Raw genomic sequence first — 26,305 nt, forward strand, 5'->3', positions numbered from 1 at the left:
AGACGCTTAAGCAATAATAAGTTATAAGAATAAATACATAAGTATAATAATTATAGAAATTAATATGTCATCATTCAATATCAAAAATCATAAAAATGATTTACTATTTATACCTCTTGGTGGTTCTAACGAAATAGGTATGAATTTTAATCTGTATCACTATAAAGGTAAATGGCTAATTATTGATTGTGGCAGCGGTTTTGCTGATGATTATTTACCAGGCGTTGATATGATGATTGCGGATAGCAGCTTCATTGAAAAACATAAAAAAGATATAGTTGGAATGATCATAACTCACGCTCATGAAGATCATTTGGGCGGAGTACAATATCTATGGAATAGGCTCAAATGTCCTATTTATACTACTACTTTCACGGCAAATTTCTTAAAAATTCGTTTAAATGAATATGATTTTGCTAAAAATATTAAAATTCATGAAGTAAAACCAGGAGGTAAAATAGATTTAGCTCCTTTTTCACTGGAAATGGTACCATTAACCCACTCAGCACCTGAGATGCAAGCAATTATGATCCGAACGGAAGCTGGTAATATTTTACATACAGGAGATTGGAAATTTGATAACGATCCGGTGCTAGGCAAAAAAGCCGATGAAGAGCTTTTAAAATCTTATGGGGACGAGGGAGTGCTTGCGTTAGTTTGCGATTCCACCAACGTCTTTAATAAAGGAAGTTCCGGCTCTGAGGGTGATGTTAGAAAAAGTTTAATAGATATTATAGCTGGCTGTCCACAAATGGTGGTAGTTTCAACTTTTGCCTCTAATCTAGCACGCCTTGATACCATAATTCATGCAGCTCAGCTTGCAGGTAGAAAAGTAGCCCTAACCGGTAGAAGCTTGCACCGAATTAAGCTTGCAGCCGAAGAAAGCGGCTATTTCAAAGATATTGCACCTTTAATTAGTGAACGTGATGTTAGTAGATTCAGAAGAGAAGAGCTATTAATAATTGCTACCGGCTGCCAAGGTGAGCCGCTAGCTGCTACTGCAAAACTAGCCTCTAACTCACATCCATCAATAAAGCTTGCTCCTAAAGATACTATGATTTTTTCTTCAAAAATTATCCCTGGTAATGAAAAGAAAATATTCAGGCTGTTTAATATATTTGTCAAATCCGGCGTGGAAGTTATCACTGAAAGAGATCATTTTGTACATGTATCAGGGCATCCATCTATCGACGAGCTGCAAAAAATGTATTCTTTAATTAAACCAAATATTGGTATACCTGTACATGGTGAGCCAGTACATATTCATGAGCATGTTAAACTTGCTAAGAAAAACGGCATAAAACAAGCAGTGGAAGTTGAGAATGGTAGCGTGGTGCTACTTGAGCCTAATAATGCTAAAGTGATTGCAAAAGTTGGAAGCGGTTATTTAGCTGTCGATGGTAACTATTTACTCCCTATAGAATCACCTATTTTTAAAGCTAGAAGACGTATACGTGAGTCTGGTATAGTAATAGCCTCGATTGTAATTGATCAAAAAAATATGCTTGCTGCAAAGCCGATATTATCTATGCCAGGTTTACTTGACGCAAATGAAGATATGCAATTGATTAATATAATTAAAAATGACATCGCAGAGCTTATTAAGACGCAGCAGAGTCAAACTAAAAAAGTTTTATCTAATGAACAGATAGAAGAAAGAATAAAATCTACAATACGAAAAACTCTTAAACAAGAAATTAATAAATCCCCTGTAATAATAGTCAATATCGAAAAAACTATGGAGTAGTTTTTTCTTTGTCATCCTATGTGAGTCAAAAAACTTCATTGCAATGAGCTGCAAGCATTGTTACATAGATCGCTTATGTCATTCCTGTATGAGGCTTGCTTGCGTGGATACTAAGTCGTCATTACGAGCGAATGAAATGAGCGTGGCAATCCAGAAAAAATAATAAAAATGCTATAAGCTAGCATTTTTATACTGGATTGCGTACATACAATTACTTCATAATTTCCTTAGCTCAGACGGAAAAACTAATCCACGCGGGCAATGCTTTCCCGCATAGGCGGGAATCTAGGAAAAAAGCATAAATTGTAATAGTTGAGATTTTATCTTACATTTAGTAAAATGATACTCCTCGCAGCAGAGCTACGAGGTATCTATCCAAAAAGTTTTAACTGTTTTTGTTGAAATGCTTTATAAGAAGGTTTGCCTGAACCTTGATTTTTTACATAATTACGTAATTTCCGCTCATCACCATGTTTACCTACTGTGCTCATAAAATATCCTTTACTCCAAAACTCACTTCCCCATAATTTTTCTTTAAGATTTGGATATTTCTTAAACATTTCCTTAGATATAATACTTTTTATGATTTGAGTTATTTTTGTTGGGCTATACATTAGTATTGACTGTAGTAAAAAATGTACATGATCTTTATCTACTCCTATTTCCAAAAATCTAATTTCATAACGAGCTTCTATGTCCTCACAAATTTTACATAAATAATCGTCTAGTTCCTCTTTGAATATTACTCTTCTATACTTTGCCGGTGTTACTAAATGATATATTAGTACTGTGACATTATCACTTTTATGTATATAACTGCTTTCTTCCATGCATCTAGTATATCACGAAGCAGACCTTCGGGGAATTAAACCCTAAGAGATTAAAAGCTTAGGTTATCTCGCTTTATACTAGATTCCTGCTTTCGCAGGAATGACATCGGAGCCACGCAACAATGCCGCCACCACCATGGAGCGGCAACTTAACTCACTATCTTATTACTGCCCATAACGTTATAGCCGCAATCTACATAATGAATTTCGCCGGTCACACCAGAAGCAAGCTCGCTAAATAAATATACAGCTGCTCCTGCTACGTCTTGCTGAAGAGTATTGCGTCTTAGTGGAGCAGTTGCCGCATGAGATTTAAGCATAGTATTAAAGTCACCGATAACGCTACCTGAAAGAGTCTTAATAGGACCTGCTGAAATAGCATTTACACGGATATTATTTTCACCCATATCATTTGCTAAATATCTAACACTCGCCTCTAATGCCGCTTTAGCTACTCCCATAACATTATAATTTGGTATAACTTTTTCAGCCCCATAATAACTTAATGTTACTATACTTCCGCCATCATTCATTAACTTTTCAGCTTCTCTTGCAAGTTCTACCAAGGAGTAACATGATATATGCAAACTATTATTGAAATTGCCAAGGCTAGTATCTATATAACGTCCTTTAAGTTCGTTTCTATCTGAAAAAGCCATGCCGTGAAGCAAGAAGTCAAAAGTTCCCCATTTTTCTTTTACTTCAGCAAATAAATCAGTAATTGACTTTGGATTTGTAACATCAAGCTCGCTAACAAAATTGCAGCCAACTTCTTCAGCAAGAGGTTTAACTCTCTTTTCTAAGATTTCTGATTGATAAGTAAAGCAAAGTTCAGCACCATGTTTATGAGCAAGCTGTGCTATCGCCCATGATATAGACATATTATTTGCAATACCGGTAATTATACCCCTTTTCCCCTGTAATAATCCTGTAGTCATAATACTCCTGTATAAATATAAAACATCAAGTAGACGAAGTTCAACTTGGAAAAGAGTTTTCAAGTTCAACGAGTATACCTAAATATAACTTGCCTGGATGATAGCATGATGTATTATTTTGTAAATAAAATAATTTTGATGAAAAAATGTATAAACCGAAGATTAGCTGTTTATTATTAGGTCTATTAAGTGGCTTGGTTTTTGCTCCAACTTTCCTTGTTCCTGCTTTACTCACCTTATCTTATCTGTGTTATTTAGTACAAAAATCTAAAAGCTGGCAAGAAGCAGCAATACTAGGATACATATTCGGTTTTGGGCATTTCTTAAGCGGCATATATTGGATCAGCCTCGGCGTTAGCGTTTATATATCAGATTTCTGGTGGGCAATTCCTTTCGCATTATTTGGCTTACCTATAATTTTAGCTTTTTTCATATCTGCAAGTTGCGTGTTTAGTTTTTTTGTTAGAAATAACAACTATTATCATTTTATATTTTGCTTATATTGGGTGTTATTTGAGTGGGTAAGATCCTGGATATTTACTGGTCTTCCTTGGAATTTAATAGGTTATGCTTTTTCATTTTCAGATATTTTAATTCAACCTTTAAATATAATTGGAATATATGGGCTTAGTTTTATAGTAATATATATTTTTACTTCCTTTTACCCATTTTTTACCAAACAATTTAATCAGTTAAAAGTCTTATTACTGACTTCAAGCATGACCCTAGCCGTGATAATTACTTATGGCAGTGTAAGGCTACATAATCATCCTACAAATTTTACCGATATAAAAGTGCGTTTAGTACAACCATCAATCCCTCAAACCGATAAATGGAATGAAGAAGAATTTTGGCATAATTTAATGCTGCATATTAATTTATCCAAAAATTCAGAATCTATAGTCAATTCAGTTGGGCTTGGATACAATGAGCAAGGAACAAAGCCTATAGATAATAGGAGAGCGACGAGTGACGATGTAGACGAGCCTAAATCAATTGACTTAGTTATTTGGTCGGAGGCAGCCTTAGTAGTGCCTTATGACATACCGGCAGTTAAATCAGAATTGTTAGGACTGCTAAATTCGGTAGACGCTACTTTAATTACAGGCGGAATATCGGATAATAAAAAACGAATAGAAGAGTTTGAACTTTATACTGCTATGTATGCTCTTGAAAAAAACGGCAATAAGTTATTTGAATACCATAAATCTCATCTAGTGCCTTTTGGTGAGTATATGCCACTTAAAAAGATATTACCTTTTAAAAAGCTAACTCATGGCTTCATTGATTATACTGAAGGAAATGGCGGGCTTGTCTATCTTGACAAATACAATTTAAAAATAAAACCTTTGATTTGTTACGAATCTATTTTTCCCGATTTCGTTCGAACAAATAATGAGGCAGCCGATGTAATAATTAATGTTACAAATGATGCATGGTATGGTAAATCTAGTGGACCATACCAACATTTTTATATTAGCAAAAGTCGAGCTGTAGAAAACGGTTTGCCAATGATTAGAGTAGCAAATAATGGTATTTCTGCAATAATAGACCCCCTTGGTAGGGTAATAAAAAAATTAGATTTAAATGAAACAAATTATATTGATGGTTTAATTCCTAAAAAATTAGATTCTCCCACAATTTCTTCGAGATTTGGAAATATTACTATTCTGTTAATCATATTTTTGATATTTTTAGTTAATTATTTATTGGACAAAAAGCTTAATGATACTCCTCGCAGCAGAGCTACGAGGTATCTATCCAAAAAGTTTTAACTGTTTTTGTTGAAATGCTTTATAAGAAGGTTTGCCTGAACCTTGATTTTTTACATAATTACGTAATTTCCGCTCATCACCATGTTTACCTACTGTGCTCATAAAATATCCTTTACTCCAAAACTCACTTCCCCATAATTTTTCTTTAAGATTTGGATATTTCTTAAACATTTCCTTAGATGTAATACTTTTTATGATTTGAGTTATTTTTGTTGGGCTATACATTAGTATTGACTGTAGTAAAAAATGTACATGATCTTTATCTACTCCTATTTCCAAAAATCTAATTTCATAACGAGCTTCTATGTCCTCACAAATTTTACATAAATAATCGTCTAGTTCCTCATTGAATATTACTCTTCTATACTTTGCCGGTGTTACTAAATGATATATTAGTACTGTAACATTATCACTTTTATGTATATAACTGCTTTCTTCCATGCATCTAGTATATCACGAAGCAGACCTTCGGGGAATTAAACCCTAAGAGATTAATAGATTTTTAGAAAATGAAAAATATACTCCTTCTTTGTTATGGGAACACATTAAGAATGATGTTATCTTTTCATCTAACGGATATACAATATTTGATGATACGGTGTTAAACAAAAGGAACACAAAGAAAATAGAGGTTGCTAGATCGCAGTATAGTGGAGCTACAGGTGGAGTTACTACCGGTATAGGAGTAGTGAGTCTTGTATATTATAACCCCGATATTGATAAGTTTTGGGTAATAGATTATCGCATTTTTTCATCTGATCATGATGGAGCGACGAAACTAGATCACCTACTAAAGATGTTCAATAATGCTGTTTATAGTAAAAAGATTCCTTTTCAAACTGTACTTTTTGACACATGGTATGCTACACACAAAATTATGCAACATGTTGACTCCTTGGGCAAATATTATTATGCCCCTATTAAAGCCAATAGAAATGTTAGTAAAACGTGTGATTACGAGCCTTATAAAGTTGTTAGCAAGTTGACGTTTTCAGATGAAGAAATTAAGAATGGAATGGAGATTCATATAAAAGGATTTGCCAAAAATAAGCATGTTAATTTGTTTAAATTTACTGTTTCTACCAACAGAGTTGATTATGTTGTTACCAATAACAAAACTCAAAAATCTTCTAAAGCTGCACAAGATGAGTTTGGCTTGCGATGGGTAATTGAGAGCATGCATAGAAAAATTAAGCAACTGACTGGTATAGAACGTTACCAATGCAGAAAACAGCGTATCCAACGTAATCACATTAGTTGTGCATTTCTAGTTTGGGCTTTTCTCAAAAGAACTGCAAATAAAATAGGTAAAACGGTCTACCAAATAAAGTTAGGGCTTTTAGATGACTATATGCAACAACAGCTTCGTTCTCCATCTTTACGATATTTAGAACCAAACATAGCGTAAGTTTTGTAAGAAAACCAACACGAAATATTTAGGCAATATCAAACTACCGTCTAATCTACAAGCTACCACTAATCTAGATAAAATTAAGGATTTTGAGCTAATTATTATTGCAGTACCGTCTTATGCTTTTGATGATGCAATAAAATTATTAAAAACTCATATCTCAAACGATAATATTCTTCTAATTACTACAAAAGGTTTTGCACGTAATCCTACGGAATTGTTTTCTGATAGGCTTAAAACTTTATTACCAAATAATCCTATAGCATTCTTATCTGGTCCGAATTTAGCAAAAGAGCTAGCAAAGGGCTTACTTGCTTCTGCAACTATTGCAAGCTTAGATATAGCTTTAGCAAATAAAATATCTTATAATCTATCTTCAGAAGCTTTCATTATTAGTACTACTAATGACGTTATAACATTACAAGTAGCAGGGGTGCTTTAAAAAATATTTTTGCCATTAAAAGCGGCACTGATATGGCAAAGGAGCAGGGTGAGAATGCAAAAGCAACCCTAATTGTATCTGCCTTAAAAGAAATAGCGATATTGTCTAAAGCTCTAGGTGGCATAAAAAATAATATGAATATTTTGCTAGAAGCTGGTGTGGTTGGTGATTTAGTGCTTACTTGCTACTCGATGGGCTCACGTAATACAAAGTTTGGTTACGAGTTTGGCGTAAGTAAAGACAAACAGAAATTTTTACAAGAATATAAAGAGCTAGTGGAAGGAAGAGAGGAGATAAAGCTTGTTTTGGAGTTGATAGAGAAATACGATTTGGATATGCCGATTGTCTCTTCGCTTACTGATGTCATTGGATAAGTGCATCGTCATTGCAAGGAAAGACCTAGCCTTGACGTGGCAATCTCATGAAATAATAATAAAATCCTGAGATTGCTTTGTCAAAACTTACAGCTTTTCCTCGCAATGACAATCTATAGCTTAATGCGATAAGATAGTGACTTAGAGTATGAGTTAGATTATACTAAATGAAAAACTTATGGCAAAGGCATATTCATACGATTTAAGAATACGAGTAATAAAAAGTTTAACAGATGGTAAAACAATAAAAGAGACTTCTGAGATATACTCTATTAGTAGGAAGACTATAATAGAATGGAAAAAATTAAAGAAACAAACCGGCGATATCAAAGCAAAAAGTGGTTATCATACAGGACATCGTAGAATAATAAGAGACATAGAGGGATTTAAAAAATTTATAGAATTAAATTTTGATAAAACCACCATGGAACTAGCTAACAACTGGAGTCAAAAAGTATCTGCAAGTACGATATCAAGATTGCTTAATAAATTAGGTTATAGTTATAAAAAAAACTTTTCTTCATCCCAAAAGAGATGTTGGTCTAAGGAATGAGTTTATATTGAAACTAAAAACTATAGACAAACAAGATTTAGTATTTATCGATGAATCTGGGATAGAAGATAATAGCTGTAGAGAACACGGGTGGAGCATTATCGGTCAAAGATGTTATGGTGAAAGGGTCTATCAACATAAATCACTGATTAGTATGATTGCTGGGGTGTCTGCCAAAGATATTATTGCCCCAATAATATTTGATGGGACATGTAATAAGGACATTTTTGAAACTTATGTACAAGAGATATTGATCAAAGAGTTAAAGCCTGGTCAGATAGTAGTAATGGATAATATTAATTTTCATAAAAGTACAAAAGTGAAAACGTTAATTGAATCTTTTGGTTGCAGTATTTTATTTTTACCAACTTACTCTCCTGATTTAAATCCTTACTATTACCCACAATTATAAAATGCTGCTAGAGTATTCACTGATCATTTTAAATAAGAAGGATAGGCGATATGCAAGATATAGTAACATACGGGATAAATATATCAAGCACTGGTTGGTTAGAGAATGAGCTCAGGCATGTTGACTTTAAAGATAAAAGACTTATAAATCGGCTTATTAAAACCAGTAACTTACTTGATAGCAAAGCATCCGGCACAATAAATCAAAGTTGCAGATCCTGGAAAGATGCGAAGGGAGCTTACAGACTATTTAGCAATGATAAGTTTGATATAGATGAAGTCTATTCTTCGCATCATGTGGAAACACAAAATAGAATCCAAGGCAAAAATTTAGTGTTTGCAATTCAGGATACAACTTACCTGGATTATGACACTCATATTAAGACAAAAGGGCTAGGCAGTATCTCCAAAGCTTATACAAAGCACAAACAGGGTCTTATTATGCATAGTACTATTATAGTGACGCCAGGAGGTCTGCCTTTAGGCCTTACCTCTCAGCAATGTTGGGCACGTATCGCAAGGGAAGAGGATCAGAAGGAAAAAGCAAGGCGTAAGTATATCACTCACATCAAAGATAAAGAAAGCTATAAATGGATTAACGCGTTTGAGGAAACAATTGCCAATATTCCTGAAAATACTAGAGTTATTACGGTTGGAGATAGAGAAGCAGATATCTTTGATTTGTTATGGAAAATTGAAGAATCAGCTGCAGAATTTGTAATTCGCAACAGACAGGATAGGAAATTTATTTGCCCGGAAAATGGTAAAACAAAAATACAAACGAAAATAAGTAAGCTACAGTCCAAGAAAGAGATTAGACTGAAAATCCCAGGCAATGGACTTCATAAAGCAAGAAAAGCAAATGTTGAAATTAAATACACATATGGGCACATACCAATTAGGTCTGTATCTTTATATGGCCCTGAAAATACTGATCACAAAATCAGTGACAAATTAGCTGTTTATGTTGTAAGCGCTAAAGAAATTAATGCCCCTGTTGGAGTAGAGGCAATCGATTGGACTATACTGACCAACATCCCCGTGAGTAGCTTTGAAGATGCTGTTGAGCGTATAACTTGGTATAAGCTAAGATGGAAAATAGAAGAATATTTTAGAGTTCTGAAATCAGGATGCAAGATAGAAGCCTCTCGCTTATCTGCCGAAACAAAGCTACAAAAATTAATTGCCATAAAAAGCCTCATTGCTTTTAAAATTTTATATTTATCAAAAATAGCCTCAACTTGTCCTGAAGAGAGCTGCGATAGCATACTTACCACCCAAGAATGGAAAACGCTTTATATGCGCGTGCACAGAACAAATAATACTCCTGGCAAGCCTCCAAATATAAAAGAAGCTATTATTTTGCTTGGTAAATTAGGAGGCTTTATGGCAAGAAAGAGTGATGGGTTGCCCGGAGCAATGTCTTTATGGCGGGGATATGAAATCCTTCAAGAGAGCGTAATGATGCTATCAATTGTTAGTGGTAAAATTTGTGGGTAATAGTAAGATTTAAATCCTATTGAGCATTACTAGTTTAAAATCAAGAACGAAATAAGAAAAACTGTTTCTAATTTTGAGCACTTTTTTGATGCGGTTTACTATGCTCTTAAAAAAGTCACTACCTTATCGCATTAAGCTATAGAAGCCACAAAATTAAATTTATTAATATGTTCAAAATAAAACAAGAAATATTAAACAACACTGTACAAATAGTATTAAAATTACTATTTGCGTTATTATGTTTTTTTATGATATTATTTCCTGAATTTGCTTATAAAATTGGCATTAAAAGCAGAATTTTTCCTGCAATAGAAATCATATTTATTTATTATTTTATGACTTTATATTCCTTAAATATGCTCGGAATATTTTTGATAGGATTACTGCTCGATCAAATAAACTCTATGCCTATTGGGACAAATTCTTTAGTTTTTTTATCAGCTTATATAATTTTAAAATTATCTTCAAAATTTTTTGTGGTAAAAAATTATTTAATAAACTTCATCGTATTTTGTGTTTACTGTTTATTTATCTTGAACTTTAAATATTTCCTTGTAACAATGAAAAAGTTAGAAATAGATGGATATTTAACAATTTTGCTTCAATATTTAACAACTATATTTTCTTATAATTTAATTCGTCTTATATTTGACTCTCCTCTAAGTTATTTTAAAAAGCATGCTAAACAAAAAAATATTACATAATGAGCTAATCTCGCGTCGTGCTTTTATAATTGGAGCAAGTAAACTTGGGCTTTTATCTTTACTTGGAATGCGGATGTTTTATTTGCAGCTTATAAAAAGCGAAGAATACAAAACGCTATCAGATAAAAACCGTATTAATTTTGTTGTCCTACCTCCTAGCAGAGGTAGAATTTATGATTTGGAAAACAATATTCTAGCTACTAATAAGCCATGTTATCAGCTATTAATAGATCGAAGTGTTAATAATAATTACAAAAATGAGTTAGAAATAGTTAGTAATGTTTTAAACTTATCTGAAGAAAAATATAATTATATCCAGCAAAAAATTAAGAAATCTAGCCGTCACGTGCCTTTGATGATACTTGATCAACTTGATTGGCAACAAGTATCTTTAATTGAAGAGCAAAAACATAAATTAACTAATATATTTATTGATATAGGATATTTGAGATCCTATCCTTTTTCAAATGTGACTTCTCACCTAATCGGTTATCTCGGGCAGATAAATGAACAGGAAAAACAAGGATTGAACGCATATAATTTAAGTGATTTTAATATAGGTAAATCTGGGATCGAAAAATATTATGATGATAAATTGCGAGGGGAGTTCGGTTATAAAAAAGTTGAAGTTAATGCTTATGGTAAACAAGTAAGAGAGATTTCAGGCGTTTCCAGTAAATCAGGCAATGATATTCATTTGAATATCGATGTAAACCTTCAACAAAAAATACAAGAATATCTAAATCCTCAAGGTTCTTCCGCAATAGTTATGGATACTGAAAACGGTAATGTGTTAATTTGTACTTCTTCACCTGCGTTTGAGTCAAATAATTTTAGTAAATTATCCGAGAGTTATTGGCAAAGTCTCACTAACGATCCTTATAAGCCTTTAATAAATAAAGTAGTGCAGAATTCTTATCCACCTGGATCTGTTTTTAAAATAATTACCATACTTGCAGCATTAGAAGCAGGCATTAAGCCAAACAAAACTTTTTTTTGCAGCGGTACTTCTGTACTTGGTACTAATAGTTTTAGATGCTGGAAGAATACTGGTCATGGTACTCTTGATATGTCATCTGCCCTTAAACATTCTTGTAATACTTACATGTATGAGATATCTAGGATAGTAGGACCTGATAAAATCCTTGAAGTTGCTAGAAAATTTGGACTAGGCTCAAAAACCGGTATTGATTTAGCCCCTGAAAGTTCAGGATTTGTACCCTCAAAGGAATGGAAAAAGAAAAAACTAAAGCTTCCTTGGTCAATAGGTGATACTTTTAATTTAGCAATCGGACAAGGTTATTTAGGTGTTACGCCCATCCAGCTTGCAAGGTTTATTACAGCTATTGCAAGCACAGGAAAATTATATACACCAAGAATAGTGAAAAACGATCTGGAATTCCAAAATATTGATATTAACCCTGAAAATATTAAAATAGTGCAGGAAAGCTTATATAACGCAGTTAATGTTGCAGGCGGAACTGCTTATTATAATAGGATACTTGGGGAAGATAGACAACTTGCTGGTAAAACAGGCACTTCTCAAGTGCAAGGCAAAGCAAATGCTAACGATGATCTTAGCCGTGATTCTATCGCTTGGGAGCGACGGAATCATGCTTTATTTGTAGGTTTTGCCCCTTATCATAATCCTCGCTACTCTATTACTGTTTTTGTCGATCATGGAGGCGGCGGAAGTAAAACTGCTGCTCCCATCGCCCGCAAAATCATGTCTGACGTACTGGATAAGTATACTCGGTAAATTTCAAAAAAATTGTTGGCGTTGCATGGATCAAATAATGCGTGCAGTGTCATTCCCGCATGGCATTGTTGCGTGGGAATGACATATAAGGTCACCTACACCTGAATAAGGCTTTGAGGCTGTCCGGTACTATTAACAGTAACACCCTTAATACCAAAAGTTATATTAATTTCTACTAGTAATTTTATATGTATAGGAATTGACTATACCATATATAATATGCTAGTATATCAGAGAAATTAATATTTGTTAGGTAATTTATGGCTTCATTTGATATATCAGATCTAGAATCAAGATTAAGAAAATTACAAGATAGGGATAACGTTCCATCATTAGATGAATTAGAAGCAAGACTTGCTAGGTTACAAGATAAGCCTTATGTGCCATCCAAAAAGCCTAGTAGTGAAGCAGATAAGTTAATAGAGCAAATAAAATCTGAAATTAAATTAGAAAATAAAAGTAAAGAGCTTAATGATAGACCTAATCAAGAATTACGTGATAGGCTGACAAGATTAAAAGAAGATAGACCTAAAAAGCCCGTAGTAAAGAACCCCAAAAATTTAACTTTTCAGCAGGCTAAATCAATTATTGCTGATAGTTTAGATAGGCAAGCTAAAATAGCTAGTAGAGCAACTAAACAAGTAAATGAAGAGGAAACAAAAATACCTTTAATGGACTTTACTACTAAACTATATGATATGAGAGATATAATAGCAAATACTCCTGACATACCTAAAGAACAGGAGCCAAAGCTATTAGATATTGTAGCTAATACTTTAAGTAAAATTTATGATGGAATAAAGAAAATAACAACACCTGCTATTAATACTCTTAAAAAAATAGGTAGTATTTTCACTGATTCTATCAAATCTCTTTCTAAAAAATCTTCTGATAAACAAATGGCAGAATCTAAAGCACAATTAAAAGAATTATATAAATCATATGTTGATTTAAAGGGAGTTGATGCAAAGGTAAAAAAAGAATTTCTTAAAAATCATTATAGTCAAATTGATCAGTTACAAACTCCACAACAAATTTTCTTAGAAACTGCTAAAGTTATTAGATCAATAGCAACTGCCGGAGCAAAAAAAGTACAACAGCATAGCCAAGCTATCAATAGACTTGGCAATTTGCACCCGTCTAACACCCCTAATAATAGAACAAAAACATCAAAGAATATACAAAGATAATCAAGCAATTAATTTTATTGCAAAATTCTTGATTAATAATTAGTACCGGACAATTAAAAAAACACGTTATGGGCTATGCGGTTGAAGCGAGCGTGGCAATCCAGAAAAAATAATAAAAATGCTATAAATTAGCATTTTTTAGCTGGACCTAATTCCCAAGTCACGGGGGCATTGCCCGCATGGATCGGAAAATGTCTTAATATGTCATTCTTAGCTAAAAGCAGGAATCCAGTATAAAGCGAGATAAATAGAGCTTTTAATTTAAAAAATTTGCTGTATTTATGCTTTTTTTTCTAGATTCCTGTGATCAACGGAATTACATTGAAGCCACACAACAATACCGCCGCGTGGTAACAGGGGGGAATGACGACAGAAAAAACTTAAGCCTTGGCTACTTTAGCTTTAGGTGTTTTAGCAATATGCATGTGTCTTTCTTTGATTCTCGCTGATTTACCACTTCTCTCTCTTAAATAGTAAAGTTTAGCACGACGAACAACGCCATATTTTACTACATCAATAGCATGTACTACTGGTGAATAAGTCATGAAGCGTCTCTCAATACCCTCACCATGGCTAATTTTACGCACTAAAAACGAAGAGGTAATGCCACGATTTCTTTTAGCAATAACCACACCCTCATAAGCTTGGAATCTTTCAGTTAGCTTTTCTTTACCATCTTTCTCAACTGATCTATCAACTATTTTTACGGTAACTTTAACTGTATCACCAGCTTTGAAATCAGGAATTTTTTTATTTTCAATAAGCTTTGAAATATTTTCCTGTTCAAAGCGGTCAATAATATTCATTTGTTAACTCCTTTCCTTGTCTCTTAAATCTTTTAATAATCCCGGACGACGTAATTTTGTAATCATAAGTGATTGTTCTTTTTTCCATTCATTAATCAATTTATGATTACCGGATAATAAAACACTCGGCACTTTTCGGTTACGCCAAACATCAGGTCTTGTATATAAGCCGCATTCAAGTCCTCCCTCAAACTCCCCGTCTTTCTCAAAAGACTCAGAAGAAAGAGTTTTTTGGTTCATTAAAACCCCAGGCAGCAGCCTAATTAAGCAATCAAGAATGGTGAGAGTGGGTATTTCCCCGCCGGATAAAATGTAGTCGCCTACACTAATTTCGGTTATATTATACTCTTCAATTACACGTTCGTCAATCCCTTCGTAACGTCCACACAAGAATATAATGTTTACAGCGTCATTCAGCAAACTTGATACAAGCAAATTTTGCGGCATTCGCCTTTGCTCACGTATTATTATGCACTCCGCAGGCTCTTCCTTAAATTCACCTTGTCTAAAGCTTTCTGAATTTAGCTGTATATCTCTCAACATCTCTTTAGCAAAGCTTTGAGTAAAGACTTTACCACGAGGTGAGGGGTAGTAAATTTTAGCTTTTGGATTTAAGGATAAGGCGTAATCTATCGCATTACCAAGCACATCAGGACGCATTATCAGCCCATCACCACCGCCATAAGCTTCATCGTCAACATTTTTATGCTTAGTCAGACCAAAATCACGAATATTAACAACGTCATACGACCAGATATTTTTTTGCAGAGCTTGCCCAGCTAAAGAATGCCCTAAAGTTCCAGGAAACATTTCAGGAAAAACAGTTAAGATAGTAGCGTGTAATATAGACATTGGTAGTTAGTTTAGTCTATAGTGCTAACAAATGCAAATGAATTATATTTTATCTTCCATGATAATCGTCTCTTCTCTGCTTTCTAGCAGCAGCTGTTTTTCCGCTAACAAAATCCTTATGAGCTTGCTGATTTTTTGCATACGCTTGATCGCTTTGATATTTATTAAAATCATCTTTTTTGGTAGCTTTTGTATATCGATCTTTTATTTTATCTAAACGTCTCATCGTATCTTTGTCTAGTTTAACACCAGTTTCTTTTGCTTCTATTTTTAATGCTTGTTCATAACCCTTTTTTGCTTTGTTCTTAAGTGCATTTGGTATTGTAGATTTTTGTTCTGAAGATGTATAGTTTTACTACCTGTTGTTTTATTAAAAAATGGATTTACCTTTTCATTTTTAATATCTTGTATCGCCTTTCCTGCTTTTTTTGCATCGAATTTTTCTACCATAGCTTCCTCCAAAAATATAAGTTGAAATATACCTATAGTTGTATATTCTAGATTTTAAGAAAAGTTAATAGTTATGATATATTACAAAAAAGTTAAAAAATTCATATAATGTGCTATAAAAACCTCATTACCTCTTCTGCGATGATCAGTTCTTCATTTGTAGGTAAGGCGAAAACTTTAACCTTACTGTTTTCAGTACTTATTATATATTCGTTTTTTTGATTTTTTGTATCATCTATTTTAATCTCTTAGGGTTTAATTCCCCGAAGGTCTGCTTCGTGATATACTAGATGCATGGAAGAAAGCAGTTATATACATAAAAGTGATAATGTCACAGTACTAATATATCATTTAGTAACACCGGCAAAGTATAGAAGAGTAATATTCAAAGAGGAACTAGACGATTATTTATGTAAAATTTGTGAGGACATAGAAGCTCGTTATGAAATTAGATTTTTGGAAATAGGAGTAGATAAAGAACATGTACATTTTTTACTACAGTCAATACCAATGTATAGCCCAACAAAAATAACTCAAATCATAAAAAGTCAAAACTTACGCTATGAGTGGAAGAGTGATAAATTATTGTAAGAATAATTAAACATGTCAAAGAGGAACAGATTGCAAGCAATACCAATTAATAGAACAGATTACTGTCAATTTTTAACAATTAGCCAAAAGAATTATAGTTTAACCTACTACGCTGAACATGCCAAGAAATGTAGCCATGATGTTATTAATAGATTTTTAGAAAATGAAAAATATACTCCTTCTTTGTTATGGGAACACATTAAGAATGATGTTATCTTTTCATCTAACGGATATACAATATTTGATGATACGGTGTTAAACAAAAGGAACACAAAGAAAATAGAGGTTGCTAGATCGCAGTATAGTGGAGCTACAGGTGGAGTTACTACCGGTATAGGAGTAGTGAGTCTTGTATATTATAACCCCGATATTGATAAGTTTTGGGTAATAGATTATCGCATTTTTTCACCTGATCATGATGGAGCGACGAAACTAGATCACCTACTAAAGATGTTCAATAATGCTGTTTATAGTAAAAAGATTCCTTTTCAAACTGTACTTTTTGACACATGGTATGCTACACACAAAATTATGCAACATGTTGACTCCTTGGGCAAATATTATTATGCCCCTATTAAAGCCAATAGAAATGTTAGTAAAACGTGTGATTACGAGCCTTATAAAGCTGTTAGCAAGTTGACGTTTTCAGATGAAGAAATTAAGAATGGAATGGAGATTCATATAAAAGGATTTGCCAAAAATAAGCATGTTAATTTGTTTAACATTTACTGTTTCTACCAACAGAGTTGATTATGTTGTTACCAATAACAAAACTCAAAAATCTTCTAAAGCTGCACAAGATGAGTTTGGCTTGCGATGGGTAATTGAGAGCATGCATAGAGAAATTAAGCAACTGACTGGTATAGAACGTTACCAATGCAGAAAACAGCGTATCCAACGTAATCACATTAGTTGTGCATTTCTAGTTTGGGCTTTTCTCAAAAGAACTGCAAATAAAATAGGTAAAACGGTCTACCAAATAAAGTTAGGGCTTTTAGATGACTATATGCAACAACAGCTTCGTTCTCCATCTTTACGATATTTAGAACCAAACATAGCGTAAGTTTTGAAAGTATTACATCTAAGGAAATGTTTAAGAAATATCCAAATCTTAAAGAAAAATTATGGGGAAGTGAGTTTTGGAGTAAAGGATATTTTATGAGCACAGTATGTAAACATGGTGATGAGCGGAAATTACGTAATTATGTAAAAAATCAAGGTTCAGGCAAACCTTCTTATAAAGCATTTCAACAAAAACAGTTAAACCTTTTTGGATAGATACCTCGTAGCTCTGCTGCGAGGAGTATCATTATCGAGCCATAAAAGTTTTTCGCTAATCATCTCACGTATTATAGCAGAATTTTCCCCAACACCGGCAGTAAATATTAAGCAATCAAGCCCTTCTAGTGCTGCCGCTAATTTACCTATTTCAAGCACAATACGATGTACAAATAAATCTACTGCAAACTTAGCATCAGGATTATTACTTGCAAGCAAAGTACGCATGTCGGAGCTTCGCCCGATATACCAAGCAATCCCGATTTCTTATATAACAAATCAGTTATCTCTGAAGTGGTCATTTTTTCGTGATCAATAAGATATAGCACTACTCCTGGGTCAAGGCTACCCGTTCTAACGCAAGTTTCGAATTAATATAGCATAGGATTTAGCATATCAAGAGAGATGTAATAGAAGGTTTATTATCAGACATTTGATAATTTATCAGTGCTGCAACCATATGCACAAAGGCATTTGTAACTGATCTATGCCTTGAATGCTCAAACTTCCCCAATAGTTTAATTTTACTAAACACAGATTCTATTAATGCTCTTTTAAGCAATAATATTTTATCCAACATAGACATAAGTTTATTTTTCATATTTTTCTTTACCCTAGTTACCATAAAAATTCCTTGCTCTAAAAGTTGTTGAAATAATTGTTGTGAAATATAACCACGATCTCCGAATACTTTACCAAAAAGATTTTTGATCATCAGTTCCAGCTGTTTTCTATCATCCTTATTGCCAGGGCTAAAAGATGCTTTAACTATACCACCGGCTCTATTAATTATTAGATGTAGTTTAAGTCCATAGAACCAACCTTTTGTTGTCTTACTGCGTGCTGCTATGCCGGCGAACACTTTATTCATTGAAATACGGTATCTCTTACATACCTCTATACTACTTGAATCTACAAAAGAAAGGCCATCACACTGATCCAAAATAGAATTGAATATCAGTACTAATAGTGGTAAATGTGGACCTATTATTTTTATAAATTGACTATAGCTTACTAATTGAAAATCTCTTTGATGATAAATCCATATTTGCTTCAGATAATAATTCTTAAAACAATCATAAGATGACTGCCAGTAGCCTATTATAATTGTTATTACCTCACTTCTGTTAAGTCGACTTTTAGGACCAGATTTGTTGTTATGGTTAGTAATTGAATTTGTATGCTTGTCTAATTCTTGAAAAAAATCATCGACGTAACAAAATATTTCTGTAAAATCCATTATCATAGGTTATTGCTCTTAAAGTTTTTTCAATAACCTATAAACTTTTTTCTTATACTATAAATACCATATTTTAATTAGCAATTTGTATTTTGTACTCACTTTATAACAAAAACAGTATTATCAATATCCCCGTAACCCACTGTTTATCAGCTATACAGCGACTTTTTGAATACGAAACTCGCGTGTTCTAGTTCCCATCATAACGCCATCAAGTACGCTAAACCCCATAGAACTAGCTAAACTTATACCATTTTTAATAGCACATAAACTACTACCGCTTCCTAAATGAGCTATGATAGTTTTTTCAGGTAAATCTTTTTTAGTCATTTCTTTAAAATGACTGCTAACATATTTATATGATAAGCCATGGAAGCCATAACGGATAATACCTTTATTATAATATTTTTTTGGCAAACCGAAAGCTTTTGCGATTGGTGGATTAGTAAAGTGAAACGATGTATCAAAACAAGCTATATGATGGACTGTTTTGTATTTTTGTAAGAATAAATCTAATACTTTTAGATTATAAGGTTGATGTAGTGGACTTAAAGGTATCAATTCTCTAAGGCTTTCACTAACTTTTTTATCAACAAGAACAGGTTTATTGTCCCAAATTTGGGAGAAAAACCCCGCACTTGCAGTGCGTCGTTTTAACATATAGAATGTAGAGATGCAGTATTACAAGAAGATAAGCCACACAGTTTACGATTGCACTTATCATATAGTATGGGTGACTAAATATCGATATAATATATTGGTTGGTGATATTGGTAGGAGAGTCAAGGACCTAACCCAAGAGATATGTAAGGATAATGGAGTAGAGATATTAAGAGGGAAGATAGCTTCAAATCACGTACATATCTATGTATCTGTGCCACCTTATCAAAGTATTAGTAAGGTGGTACAGTATCTAAAAGGAAAGAGTTCAAGGAAGATTCAGCAGGAATTTCCAGAATTACGGAAACAGTATTGGGGTAAACACTTATGGGCTGTTGGATATTTTGTCAGAACCACAGGCAATGTGACTGACCAAATGATCAAGGATTATATTGATAAACATGAATCGAGAGATGATAAGTTTGGAAACTTTCAAGTTGAAAACTAGCTATAGCTAAGGCATTGATGCCGTAATCTTAAGCCCTGCATTTGCAATGCAGGGTGGTTAACTAAAATTTTTCCCGCCATGGACAATTCTATGACCAGTAGCAATCAAATGTAAATCTTTTTGATTCTTCCACCACTTCTCAAAAAGCTCAATCATCGCTGAAATAGCATCGCCAGTGATTTCGGTGATAGCTTCTTGCTTCTTATTTATATGAAATACTATTTTAACGCGAGTTTCGTATTAAGATGCCTAAATTATAGTTAAGGAATTTGCCACAATCCTGATTTTTTAAGGCTTTTGGGAGATTGGATAAGTTTCATACTGTAATAATTGGAGTCAAAAAAGACAAATTGCTGAAAATTTATGCATTTTAAGCCCATTTTATAACAAAAACAGTATTATCAATATCCACCGTAACCCAGTATTTATCAGCTATACAGCGACTTTATGAATACGAAACTCGCGTATTTTAGTATCGTTTTTTTCTAAAAAAATATTATAAATTTTATCTTTTATTTTTTTATCTTGAACTTCAAAAATAGAGATTTTTAAACTAGACGAGCCGGCATTAGCTATTAAAATAACATCTTTCATTATTTGCTACCTTTTTTTTGTACAGCATATTTCAGAAAGGTTTAGATAAGATGAATTTAAAGGCGAGCCTGCGGAGCGTATTTAAATACGTGAACAAAGGCAAGTCCTACAAAATTCACTTGTATCAACCTTTTTGAACATGCTGTACATGTAATTTTGCTTTGGAATGGTTATAAATAAACGAAGCAAGTACGCAAGAAATCACACGCATATCCATAGGATCAGATCTACTTGTTAAGATAATTGGGACTTTAGCTCCAAGTACGATACCTGCCATAACGGCTTGACCTAAATATTTAAGCTGCTTTGCAAGCATATTACCCGACTCAAGGTCTGGAACTACTAATATATCGGCATTCCCTGAAACAGATGAGCTAATGCCTTTTGCCTCTGCTGCAAATAAAGATATAGCATTGTCAAAAGCAAGAGGACCATCCACTATAGCATTGGTGATTTGTCCGCGATCTGCCATCTTAGATAGGCTAGCTGCATCAAGAGTAGTAGGGATTGCAGAAGTAACAGTCTCAACAGCTGATAATACTGCGACTCTAACCTGCTTATCTTCTTTTAAGATATGCATCAAATCTATAGCATTCTGCACTATATCACGCTTGTCTTCCAAAGTAGGGCGGATATTAATAGCAGCATCGGTAATGATAAAAGGTTTAGGGAAAGTAGCCACTGCCATTAAGAAAGCATGACTTATTCGGCGTTCAGTACGTAAGCCGTTTTCTTTATGAACTACCACTGACATAAGTTCGTCAGTATGCAGCGATCCTTTCATAATAGCAGCAACTTCTCTTTTCTTTGCAAGCTCTACAGCTTTTTTTGCCGCATCGTGACTATGCTCAACATTAATAGCCTGATAATTAGCAAGGTCGACATTATTAACTTTTGCTACTGCTTCGATTTTATGCTGCGGTCCAATCAAGACGGGGGTTATTACACCAAATTGTGCCGCTCTAACTGCACCAAGTAACGACTCTTTGTCAATAGGATGAACTACCGCTGTTTTGACAGGTTTGAAACCATCAGCTCTAACAAGCAGATTAATAAAATGTTTGGCTGCTTCATCAAAATCAGGGTCGTTAATTTCTTTTGGAGGAGTATAGGAAGTACCTAATTTTTTGGCTAAGATTGCGTCTAAGAGCCTGTCTTGAAAAGATATAAGAAATAATTTATATTGTCAAAAAATAATAAAGTAGGAATATGTATCCCAGTGATATAGTGGAAGAAGAAAGGATACATTTAGCTCCATTTGTTGGTCCTTGCAAGATAGGACGGTCACCATAGTACCCTACAATTTTTGTAATGGGGCGTTGAGAGTGTGAAAAAGCTCTTTTTTTGGAGGTAGTAATAAGGTATCTATGAGTTGAGTTATAGCTATTATAGATTGATAGAAGGCATTTTTAATATAATCAAAGCCATAATAAGTAAATAATGAAAATAGTTGTTTTTCAATGGTTTTATAGCTTTTTATACGAATTGGCAAAACTTACGCTATGTTTGGTTCTAAATATCGTAAAGATGGAGAACGAAGCTGTTGTTGCATATAGTCATCTAAAAGCCCTAACTTTATTTGGTAGACCGTTTTACCTATTTTATTTGCAGTTCTTTTGAGAAAAGCCCAAACTAGAAATGCACAACTAATGTGATTACGTTGGATACGCTGTTTTCTGCATTGGCAACGTTCTATACCAGTCAGTTGCTTAATTTTTCTATGCATGCTCTCAATTACCCATCGCAAGCCAAACTCATCTTGTGCAGCTTTAGAAGATTTTTGAGTTTTGTTATTGGTAACAACATAATCAACTCTGTTGGTAGAAACAGTAAATGTTAAACAAATTAACATGCTTATTTTTGGCAAATCCTTTTATATGAATCTCCATTCCATTCTTAATTTCTTCATCTGAAAACGTCAACTTGCTAACAGCTTTATAAGGCTCGTAATCACACGTTTTACTAACATTTCTATTGGCTTTAATAGGGGCATAATAATATTTGCCCAAGGAGTCAACATGTTGCATAATTTTGTGTGTAGCATACCATGTGTCAAAAAGTACAGTTTGAAAAGGAATCTTTTTACTATAAACAGCATTATTGAACATCTTTAGTAGGTGATCTAGTTTCGTCGCTCCATCATGATCAGGTGAAAAAATGCGATAATCTATTACCCAAAACTTATCAATATCGGGGTTATAATATACAAGACTCACTACTCCTATACCGGTAGTAACTCCACCTGTAGCTCCACTATACTGCGATCTAGCAACCTCTATTTTCTTTGTGTTCCTTTTGTTTAACACCGTATCATCAAATATTGTATATCCGTTAGATGAAAAGATAACATCATTCTTAATGTGTTCCCATAACAAAGAAGGAGTATATTTTTCATTTTCTAAAAATCTATTAATAACATCATGGCTACATTTCTTGGCATGTTCAGCGTAGTAGGTTAAACTATAATTCTTTTGGCTAATTGTTAAAAATTGACAGTAATCTGTTCTATTAATTGGTATTGCTTGCAATCTGTTCCTCTTTGACATGTTTAATTATTCTTACAATAATTTATCACTCTTCCACTCATAGCGTAAGTTTTGCAAGTTCACTATTTTCAAATAGTTCCCATAGATTTCGTGGAGTATTATATTTTTGTACACCGTTATAAAATATCAAAGGATATATGAAAGGAAACTTTTTGCTTTTCGTTGATTTCTTATGGTATTCAGCAATTTTAAACATATACCGAAATAACCTCAAAGCCATATCATACTCAGGCGTGCTTTGATGTTCTAAAAGTAAATACAAGTAACCTTTTTTCTCTCCAAACCTAGTGGAAAATAAAATATCTACTATAGATTTCTTGAGTCTTTTATCTACAAAACTATCTTTTTCCATTTTTAGCTTTTCGAGGGAAATCAAGTTTTGTATATGGGGAGGTAAGTGCATCTCAAAAAACTCTTTCTAAAGGATTTTCAAATGCACTTCGGATAATTTCGTCGTGTTTAGGCTTTGTAGACACTTATAATCGTTTACTATTAATCTCTTAGGGTTTAATTCCCCGAAGGTCTGCTTCGTGATATACTAGATGCATGGAAGAAAGCAGTTATATACATAAAAGTGATAATGTCACAGTACTAATATATCATTTAGTAACACCGGCAAAGTATAGAAGAGTAATATTCAATGAGGAACTAGACGATTATTTATGTAAAATTTGTGAGGACATAGAAGCTCGTTATGAAATTAGATTTTTGGAAATAGGAGTAGATAAAGAACATGTACATTTTTTACTACAGTCAATACCAATGTATAGCCCAACAAAAATAACTCAAATCATAAAAAGTATTACATCTAAGGAAATGTTTAAGAAATATCCAAATCTTAAAGAAAAATTATGGGGAAGTGAGTTTTGGAGTAAAGGATATTTTATGAGCACAGTAGGTAAACATGGTGATGAGCGGAAATTACGTAATTATGTAAAAAATCAAGGTTCAGGCAAACCTTCTTATAAAGCATTTCAACAAAAACAGTTAAAACTTTTTGGATAGATACCTCGTAGCTCTGCTGCGAGGAGTATCATTACATAGCGAATTAACTTGGACTCGGGATAGTCAATTTAAACGTGAGACTGCGGAACGTATACTTAATACGTGAGCACAGGCGAAACTTGCAAAATTGACTATCCCGAGTCCAAGTTAAAAAACTATAAAAGGCATTATATACATTTTCTATTAATAGCACAATAATAATATTGTTTTTTTAAAATGATACTCCTCGCAGCAGAGCTACGAGGTATCTATCCAAAAAGTTTTAACTGTTTTTGTTGAAATGCTTTATAAGAAGGTTTGCCTGAACCTTGATTTTTTACATAATTACGTAATTTCCGCTCATCACCATGTTTACCTACTGTGCTCATAAAATATCCTTTACTCCAAAACTCACTTCCCCATAATTTTTCTTTAAGATTTGGATATTTCTTAAACATTTCCTTAGATGTAATACTTTTTATGATTTGAGTTATTTTTGTTGGGCTATACATTAGTATTGACTGTAGTAAAAAATGTACATGATCTTTATCTATTCCTATTTCCAAAAATCTAATTTCATAACGAGCTTCTATGTCCTCACAAATTTTACATAAATAATCGTCTAGTTCCTCTTTGAATATTACTCTTCTATACTTTGCCGGTGTTACTAAATGATATATTAGTACTGTGACATTATGACTTTTATGTATATAACTGCTTTCTTCCATGCATCTAGTATATCACGAAGCAGACCTTCGGGGAATTAAACCCTAAGAGATTAATAGTAGTAATTTGCTTTTAAGAGAACAACTTTCCGAGTCCACTACGAAGCAAGTTTTTAGGGTTCATGTTGCTTGCTTTTTTCATCATATCACTTACTTGCTTGAATTGTTTTAATAAAATATTTACTTTCTGTACTGTAGTTCCGGCACCAAAAGCTATACGTTTTTTGCGAGAAGCATTAATAATATCAGGATTTCTTCGTTCTTTTAGAGTCATAGATAAAATAATTGCTTCTTGATGCTCGATTATTTTACTATTTAACTTTGATTGATCTATTTGATTCATAATCTTACCGCTACCAGGAAGCATACTAAGTATACTACCAAAACCACCCATCTTTTTTATACTTCTCATTTGTTGTAGATAATCATTTAAATCAAACTTACCTTTTTTTAATTTAGCTACTGTTTTTTCTGCTTGTTCTCTATCTACTATACTTGCTGCTTTTTCAACAAAGGAAATAATATCTCCCATATCAAGTATTCTAGATGCTATACGCTTAGCATCAAATTCTTCTAAATCGGTTAATTTCTCACCACTGCTTAAAAACTTAATTGGTCTTTGCGTAATATATTTTACGCTTAATGCTGCACCGCCTTTAGAGTCACCATCAATTCTTGACAAAATTAACCCAGAAATTTTTAGCTGCTCATTAAAGCTACTAGCCGTAACTACTGCATCTTGCCCTATCATACTATCGATTACTAACAACGTTTCGGTTGGCTCTACTAGCTTTTTAATCGCTATTGCCTCATTCATCATTTCTTGATCAATTTGCGTTCTTCCGGCAGTATCATAAATTACCACATCATATGCCGATAATTTAGCTTCAGCCATTGCTCTTTTAACTATATCAAGAGGCTTCTCACCTTTAACAATTGGCAGTGAATTAATTTTTACCGAATTTGCAAGTATCTCTAACTGCTCTTGTGCTGCCGGTCTATAAGTGTCAAGAGAAACTAATAAGACTTTTTTATTCTGGTTTTTAAGACGTAATGCTAGTTTACCGCTTGCTGTAGTTTTACCACTACCTTGCAAGCCTACCATTAAAAGATTTACCGGCGGTTTTGCATTTAGATTTAGTTTTATTTCATCTTCACTAGAGGATAAAATATTTATCATCTCTTCATGAATAATTTTAATTATCATCTGCCCGGGCGAAACAGATTTGATAACTTCCTGCCCTAAGGCTTTTTGTTTAACTTCTGCTACGAAATTTTTTATTACGGTTAGAGCAACATCTGATTCTAAAAGAGCAACTCTTATATCCCTCAAAGCAGCATCTATCTGCTCTTCAGTTAGAAATCCTGAACTTACTAACCGATCAAAAATCTTCGTTAAATTTTGCGTTAAAGTTTTAAACATAAAAATACATATTTGAATCAAGTTTTAATCTAATATATTTCTCTAAACATATTTTGGCAATAATAATATTTGTG

The 26,305-nt window shown here is 33.3% G+C and carries 24 protein-coding genes and 9 pseudogenes; 15 read left to right on the forward strand and 18 right to left on the reverse strand.

What is annotated here, in order from left to right:
• Window positions 1–64 precede the first annotated feature (64 nt).
• Window positions 65–1,747 (forward strand): ribonuclease J, encoded by a 1,683-nt coding sequence (locus tag ACOAL3_RS00825; protein WP_419235142.1) that lies wholly within the window; start codon window positions 65–67, stop codon window positions 1,745–1,747.
• Window positions 1,748–2,118: 371 nt separating this feature from the next.
• Here the strand turns inward: ACOAL3_RS00825 and tnpA (ACOAL3_RS00830) are convergent, their stop codons facing one another.
• Together tnpA (ACOAL3_RS00830) and fabI are read right to left on the reverse strand one after the other, a co-directional pair.
• Window positions 2,119–2,577: an IS200/IS605 family transposase gene (gene tnpA / locus ACOAL3_RS00830; protein WP_419235143.1), complete on the reverse strand. Its 459-nt coding sequence runs from the start codon at window positions 2,575–2,577 to the stop codon at window positions 2,119–2,121.
• Between the two features lie 149 nt (window positions 2,578–2,726).
• Window positions 2,727–3,515, reverse strand: coding sequence for an enoyl-ACP reductase FabI (gene fabI, locus ACOAL3_RS00835; RefSeq protein WP_395476726.1), 789 nt, complete (start codon window positions 3,513–3,515; stop codon window positions 2,727–2,729).
• Between the two features lie 146 nt (window positions 3,516–3,661).
• Between fabI and lnt the strand changes: the two genes are divergently transcribed.
• On the forward strand, window positions 3,662–5,290 hold the full coding sequence (lnt, locus tag ACOAL3_RS00840) for an apolipoprotein N-acyltransferase (protein ID WP_419235144.1): 1,629 nt from the start codon (window positions 3,662–3,664) through the stop codon (window positions 5,288–5,290).
• Here lnt and tnpA (ACOAL3_RS00845) read toward each other — a convergent pair.
• Entirely contained in the window at window positions 5,273–5,731 is a 459-nt protein-coding gene (tnpA, locus tag ACOAL3_RS00845; RefSeq protein ID WP_419235145.1) for an IS200/IS605 family transposase, read from the reverse strand. The two genes, lnt and tnpA (ACOAL3_RS00845), sit on opposite strands and share 18 nt — an antisense overlap.
• 49 nt (window positions 5,732–5,780) lie before the next feature.
• Here tnpA (ACOAL3_RS00845) and ACOAL3_RS00850 point away from each other — a divergent pair.
• From ACOAL3_RS00850 to ACOAL3_RS00885, 8 genes and pseudogenes are all read left to right on the forward strand, one after another.
• Window positions 5,781–6,698: pseudogene (locus tag ACOAL3_RS00850) on the forward strand (IS701 family transposase); the annotation flags it as partial.
• A 7-nt stretch (window positions 6,699–6,705) separates the two neighbouring features.
• A pseudogene (locus ACOAL3_RS00855) lies at window positions 6,706–7,517 on the forward strand (NAD(P)H-dependent glycerol-3-phosphate dehydrogenase); the annotation flags it as partial.
• Between the two features lie 178 nt (window positions 7,518–7,695).
• Window positions 7,696–8,070, forward strand: coding sequence for a helix-turn-helix domain-containing protein (locus ACOAL3_RS00860; protein ID WP_395476636.1), 375 nt, complete (start codon window positions 7,696–7,698; stop codon window positions 8,068–8,070).
• A gap of 7 nt (window positions 8,071–8,077) precedes the next feature.
• Entirely contained in the window at window positions 8,078–8,482 is a 405-nt protein-coding gene (locus ACOAL3_RS00865) for an IS630 family transposase (protein WP_419234855.1), read from the forward strand.
• A gap of 50 nt (window positions 8,483–8,532) precedes the next feature.
• Window positions 8,533–9,981 (forward strand): IS4 family transposase, encoded by a 1,449-nt coding sequence (locus tag ACOAL3_RS00870; protein WP_419234585.1) that lies wholly within the window; start codon window positions 8,533–8,535, stop codon window positions 9,979–9,981.
• 167 nt (window positions 9,982–10,148) lie between these two features.
• Window positions 10,149–10,685, forward strand: coding sequence for a hypothetical protein (locus tag ACOAL3_RS00875; protein ID WP_419235147.1), 537 nt, complete (start codon window positions 10,149–10,151; stop codon window positions 10,683–10,685).
• On the forward strand, window positions 10,660–12,444 hold the full coding sequence (gene mrdA / locus ACOAL3_RS00880; RefSeq protein WP_419235148.1) for a penicillin-binding protein 2: 1,785 nt from the start codon (window positions 10,660–10,662) through the stop codon (window positions 12,442–12,444). Before ACOAL3_RS00875 ends, mrdA begins: the two co-directional genes overlap by 26 nt.
• 260 nt (window positions 12,445–12,704) lie before the next feature.
• Window positions 12,705–13,634 (forward strand): hypothetical protein, encoded by a 930-nt coding sequence (locus ACOAL3_RS00885; protein WP_419235149.1) that lies wholly within the window; start codon window positions 12,705–12,707, stop codon window positions 13,632–13,634.
• Between the two features lie 380 nt (window positions 13,635–14,014).
• On the opposite strand, the gene rplS is transcribed toward ACOAL3_RS00885, so the two are convergent.
• From rplS to ACOAL3_RS00910, 5 genes and pseudogenes are all read right to left on the reverse strand, one after another.
• Entirely contained in the window at window positions 14,015–14,440 is a 426-nt protein-coding gene (rplS, locus tag ACOAL3_RS00890) for a 50S ribosomal protein L19 (protein ID WP_419235150.1), read from the reverse strand.
• A 3-nt stretch (window positions 14,441–14,443) separates the two neighbouring features.
• Entirely contained in the window at window positions 14,444–15,292 is an 849-nt protein-coding gene (locus ACOAL3_RS00895; protein WP_419235151.1) for a tRNA (guanine(37)-N(1))-methyltransferase, read from the reverse strand.
• A gap of 49 nt (window positions 15,293–15,341) precedes the next feature.
• Entirely contained in the window at window positions 15,342–15,518 is a 177-nt protein-coding gene (locus ACOAL3_RS00900) for a hypothetical protein (RefSeq protein ID WP_395476707.1), read from the reverse strand.
• A gap of 44 nt (window positions 15,519–15,562) precedes the next feature.
• Window positions 15,563–15,742: a hypothetical protein gene (locus tag ACOAL3_RS00905; protein WP_419235152.1), complete on the reverse strand. Its 180-nt coding sequence runs from the start codon at window positions 15,740–15,742 to the stop codon at window positions 15,563–15,565.
• Window positions 15,743–15,855: 113 nt separating this feature from the next.
• Window positions 15,856–15,987 (reverse strand): annotated as a pseudogene (locus tag ACOAL3_RS00910) (acetate/propionate family kinase); the annotation flags it as partial.
• 49 nt (window positions 15,988–16,036) lie between these two features.
• On the opposite strand from ACOAL3_RS00910, the pseudogene tnpA (ACOAL3_RS00915) reads away from it, so the two are divergent.
• The 3 genes and pseudogenes from tnpA (ACOAL3_RS00915) to ACOAL3_RS00930 all read left to right on the forward strand — a co-directional run.
• Window positions 16,037–16,315, forward strand: a pseudogene (gene tnpA, locus ACOAL3_RS00915) (IS200/IS605 family transposase); the annotation flags it as partial.
• Between the two features lie 48 nt (window positions 16,316–16,363).
• Window positions 16,364–17,396: pseudogene (locus ACOAL3_RS00920) on the forward strand (IS701 family transposase).
• Window positions 17,397–17,422: 26 nt separating this feature from the next.
• A complete protein-coding gene (locus ACOAL3_RS00930; protein WP_419235154.1) occupies window positions 17,423–17,611 on the forward strand; it encodes a transposase in 189 nt (62 codons plus the stop codon).
• Between the two features lie 36 nt (window positions 17,612–17,647).
• On the opposite strand, the pseudogene ACOAL3_RS00935 reads toward ACOAL3_RS00930, so the two are convergent.
• From ACOAL3_RS00935 to ACOAL3_RS00945, 3 genes and pseudogenes are all read right to left on the reverse strand, one after another.
• Window positions 17,648–17,967 (reverse strand): annotated as a pseudogene (locus ACOAL3_RS00935) (acetate/propionate family kinase); the annotation flags it as partial.
• Between the two features lie 32 nt (window positions 17,968–17,999).
• Complete coding sequence (locus ACOAL3_RS00940; RefSeq protein ID WP_419234519.1) at window positions 18,000–18,857, reverse strand: IS982 family transposase; 858 nt, start codon at window positions 18,855–18,857, stop codon at window positions 18,000–18,002.
• A gap of 183 nt (window positions 18,858–19,040) precedes the next feature.
• Window positions 19,041–19,460, reverse strand: a pseudogene (locus tag ACOAL3_RS00945) (acetate/propionate family kinase); the annotation flags it as partial.
• Between the two features lie 64 nt (window positions 19,461–19,524).
• Between ACOAL3_RS00945 and tnpA (ACOAL3_RS00950) the strand changes: the two are divergent.
• A complete protein-coding gene (gene tnpA, locus ACOAL3_RS00950; RefSeq protein ID WP_341794258.1) occupies window positions 19,525–19,959 on the forward strand; it encodes an IS200/IS605 family transposase in 435 nt (144 codons plus the stop codon).
• 57 nt (window positions 19,960–20,016) lie between these two features.
• On the opposite strand, the gene ACOAL3_RS00955 is transcribed toward tnpA (ACOAL3_RS00950), so the two are convergent.
• The 5 genes and pseudogenes from ACOAL3_RS00955 to ACOAL3_RS00980 all read right to left on the reverse strand — a co-directional run bounded on the left by ACOAL3_RS00955 (window position 20,017) and on the right by ACOAL3_RS00980 (window position 23,502).
• Complete coding sequence (locus ACOAL3_RS00955) at window positions 20,017–20,181, reverse strand: hypothetical protein (RefSeq protein WP_419235667.1); 165 nt, start codon at window positions 20,179–20,181, stop codon at window positions 20,017–20,019.
• Between the two features lie 243 nt (window positions 20,182–20,424).
• Window positions 20,425–20,553, reverse strand: a pseudogene (locus ACOAL3_RS00960) (acetate/propionate family kinase); the annotation flags it as partial.
• 124 nt (window positions 20,554–20,677) lie between these two features.
• Window positions 20,678–21,721, reverse strand: a complete 1,044-nt coding sequence (locus ACOAL3_RS00965; protein WP_419235668.1) for a phosphate acetyltransferase — start codon at window positions 21,719–21,721, stop codon at window positions 20,678–20,680.
• A gap of 327 nt (window positions 21,722–22,048) precedes the next feature.
• Window positions 22,049–23,081 (reverse strand): annotated as a pseudogene (locus ACOAL3_RS00975) (IS701 family transposase).
• 55 nt (window positions 23,082–23,136) lie between these two features.
• Entirely contained in the window at window positions 23,137–23,502 is a 366-nt protein-coding gene (locus ACOAL3_RS00980) for an Rpn family recombination-promoting nuclease/putative transposase (protein ID WP_419235155.1), read from the reverse strand.
• Between the two features lie 143 nt (window positions 23,503–23,645).
• On the opposite strand from ACOAL3_RS00980, the gene tnpA (ACOAL3_RS00985) reads away from it, so the two are divergent.
• Window positions 23,646–24,104 carry an IS200/IS605 family transposase gene (gene tnpA, locus ACOAL3_RS00985; protein ID WP_419235156.1) on the forward strand — a complete coding sequence of 153 codons (459 nt, stop codon included), beginning with the start codon at window positions 23,646–23,648 and terminating at the stop codon, window positions 24,102–24,104.
• 248 nt (window positions 24,105–24,352) lie between these two features.
• On the opposite strand, the gene tnpA (ACOAL3_RS00990) is transcribed toward tnpA (ACOAL3_RS00985), so the two are convergent.
• Window positions 24,353–24,811 (reverse strand): IS200/IS605 family transposase, encoded by a 459-nt coding sequence (tnpA, locus tag ACOAL3_RS00990; protein ID WP_419235157.1) that lies wholly within the window; start codon window positions 24,809–24,811, stop codon window positions 24,353–24,355.
• A gap of 70 nt (window positions 24,812–24,881) precedes the next feature.
• Window positions 24,882–26,231, reverse strand: coding sequence for a signal recognition particle protein (gene ffh / locus ACOAL3_RS00995; RefSeq protein WP_419235158.1), 1,350 nt, complete (start codon window positions 26,229–26,231; stop codon window positions 24,882–24,884).
• Window positions 26,232–26,305 lie beyond the last annotated feature (74 nt).

The organism is Rickettsia endosymbiont of Nabis limbatus (assembly GCF_965196655.1).
Lineage (GTDB): Bacteria > Pseudomonadota > Alphaproteobacteria > Rickettsiales > Rickettsiaceae > Rickettsia.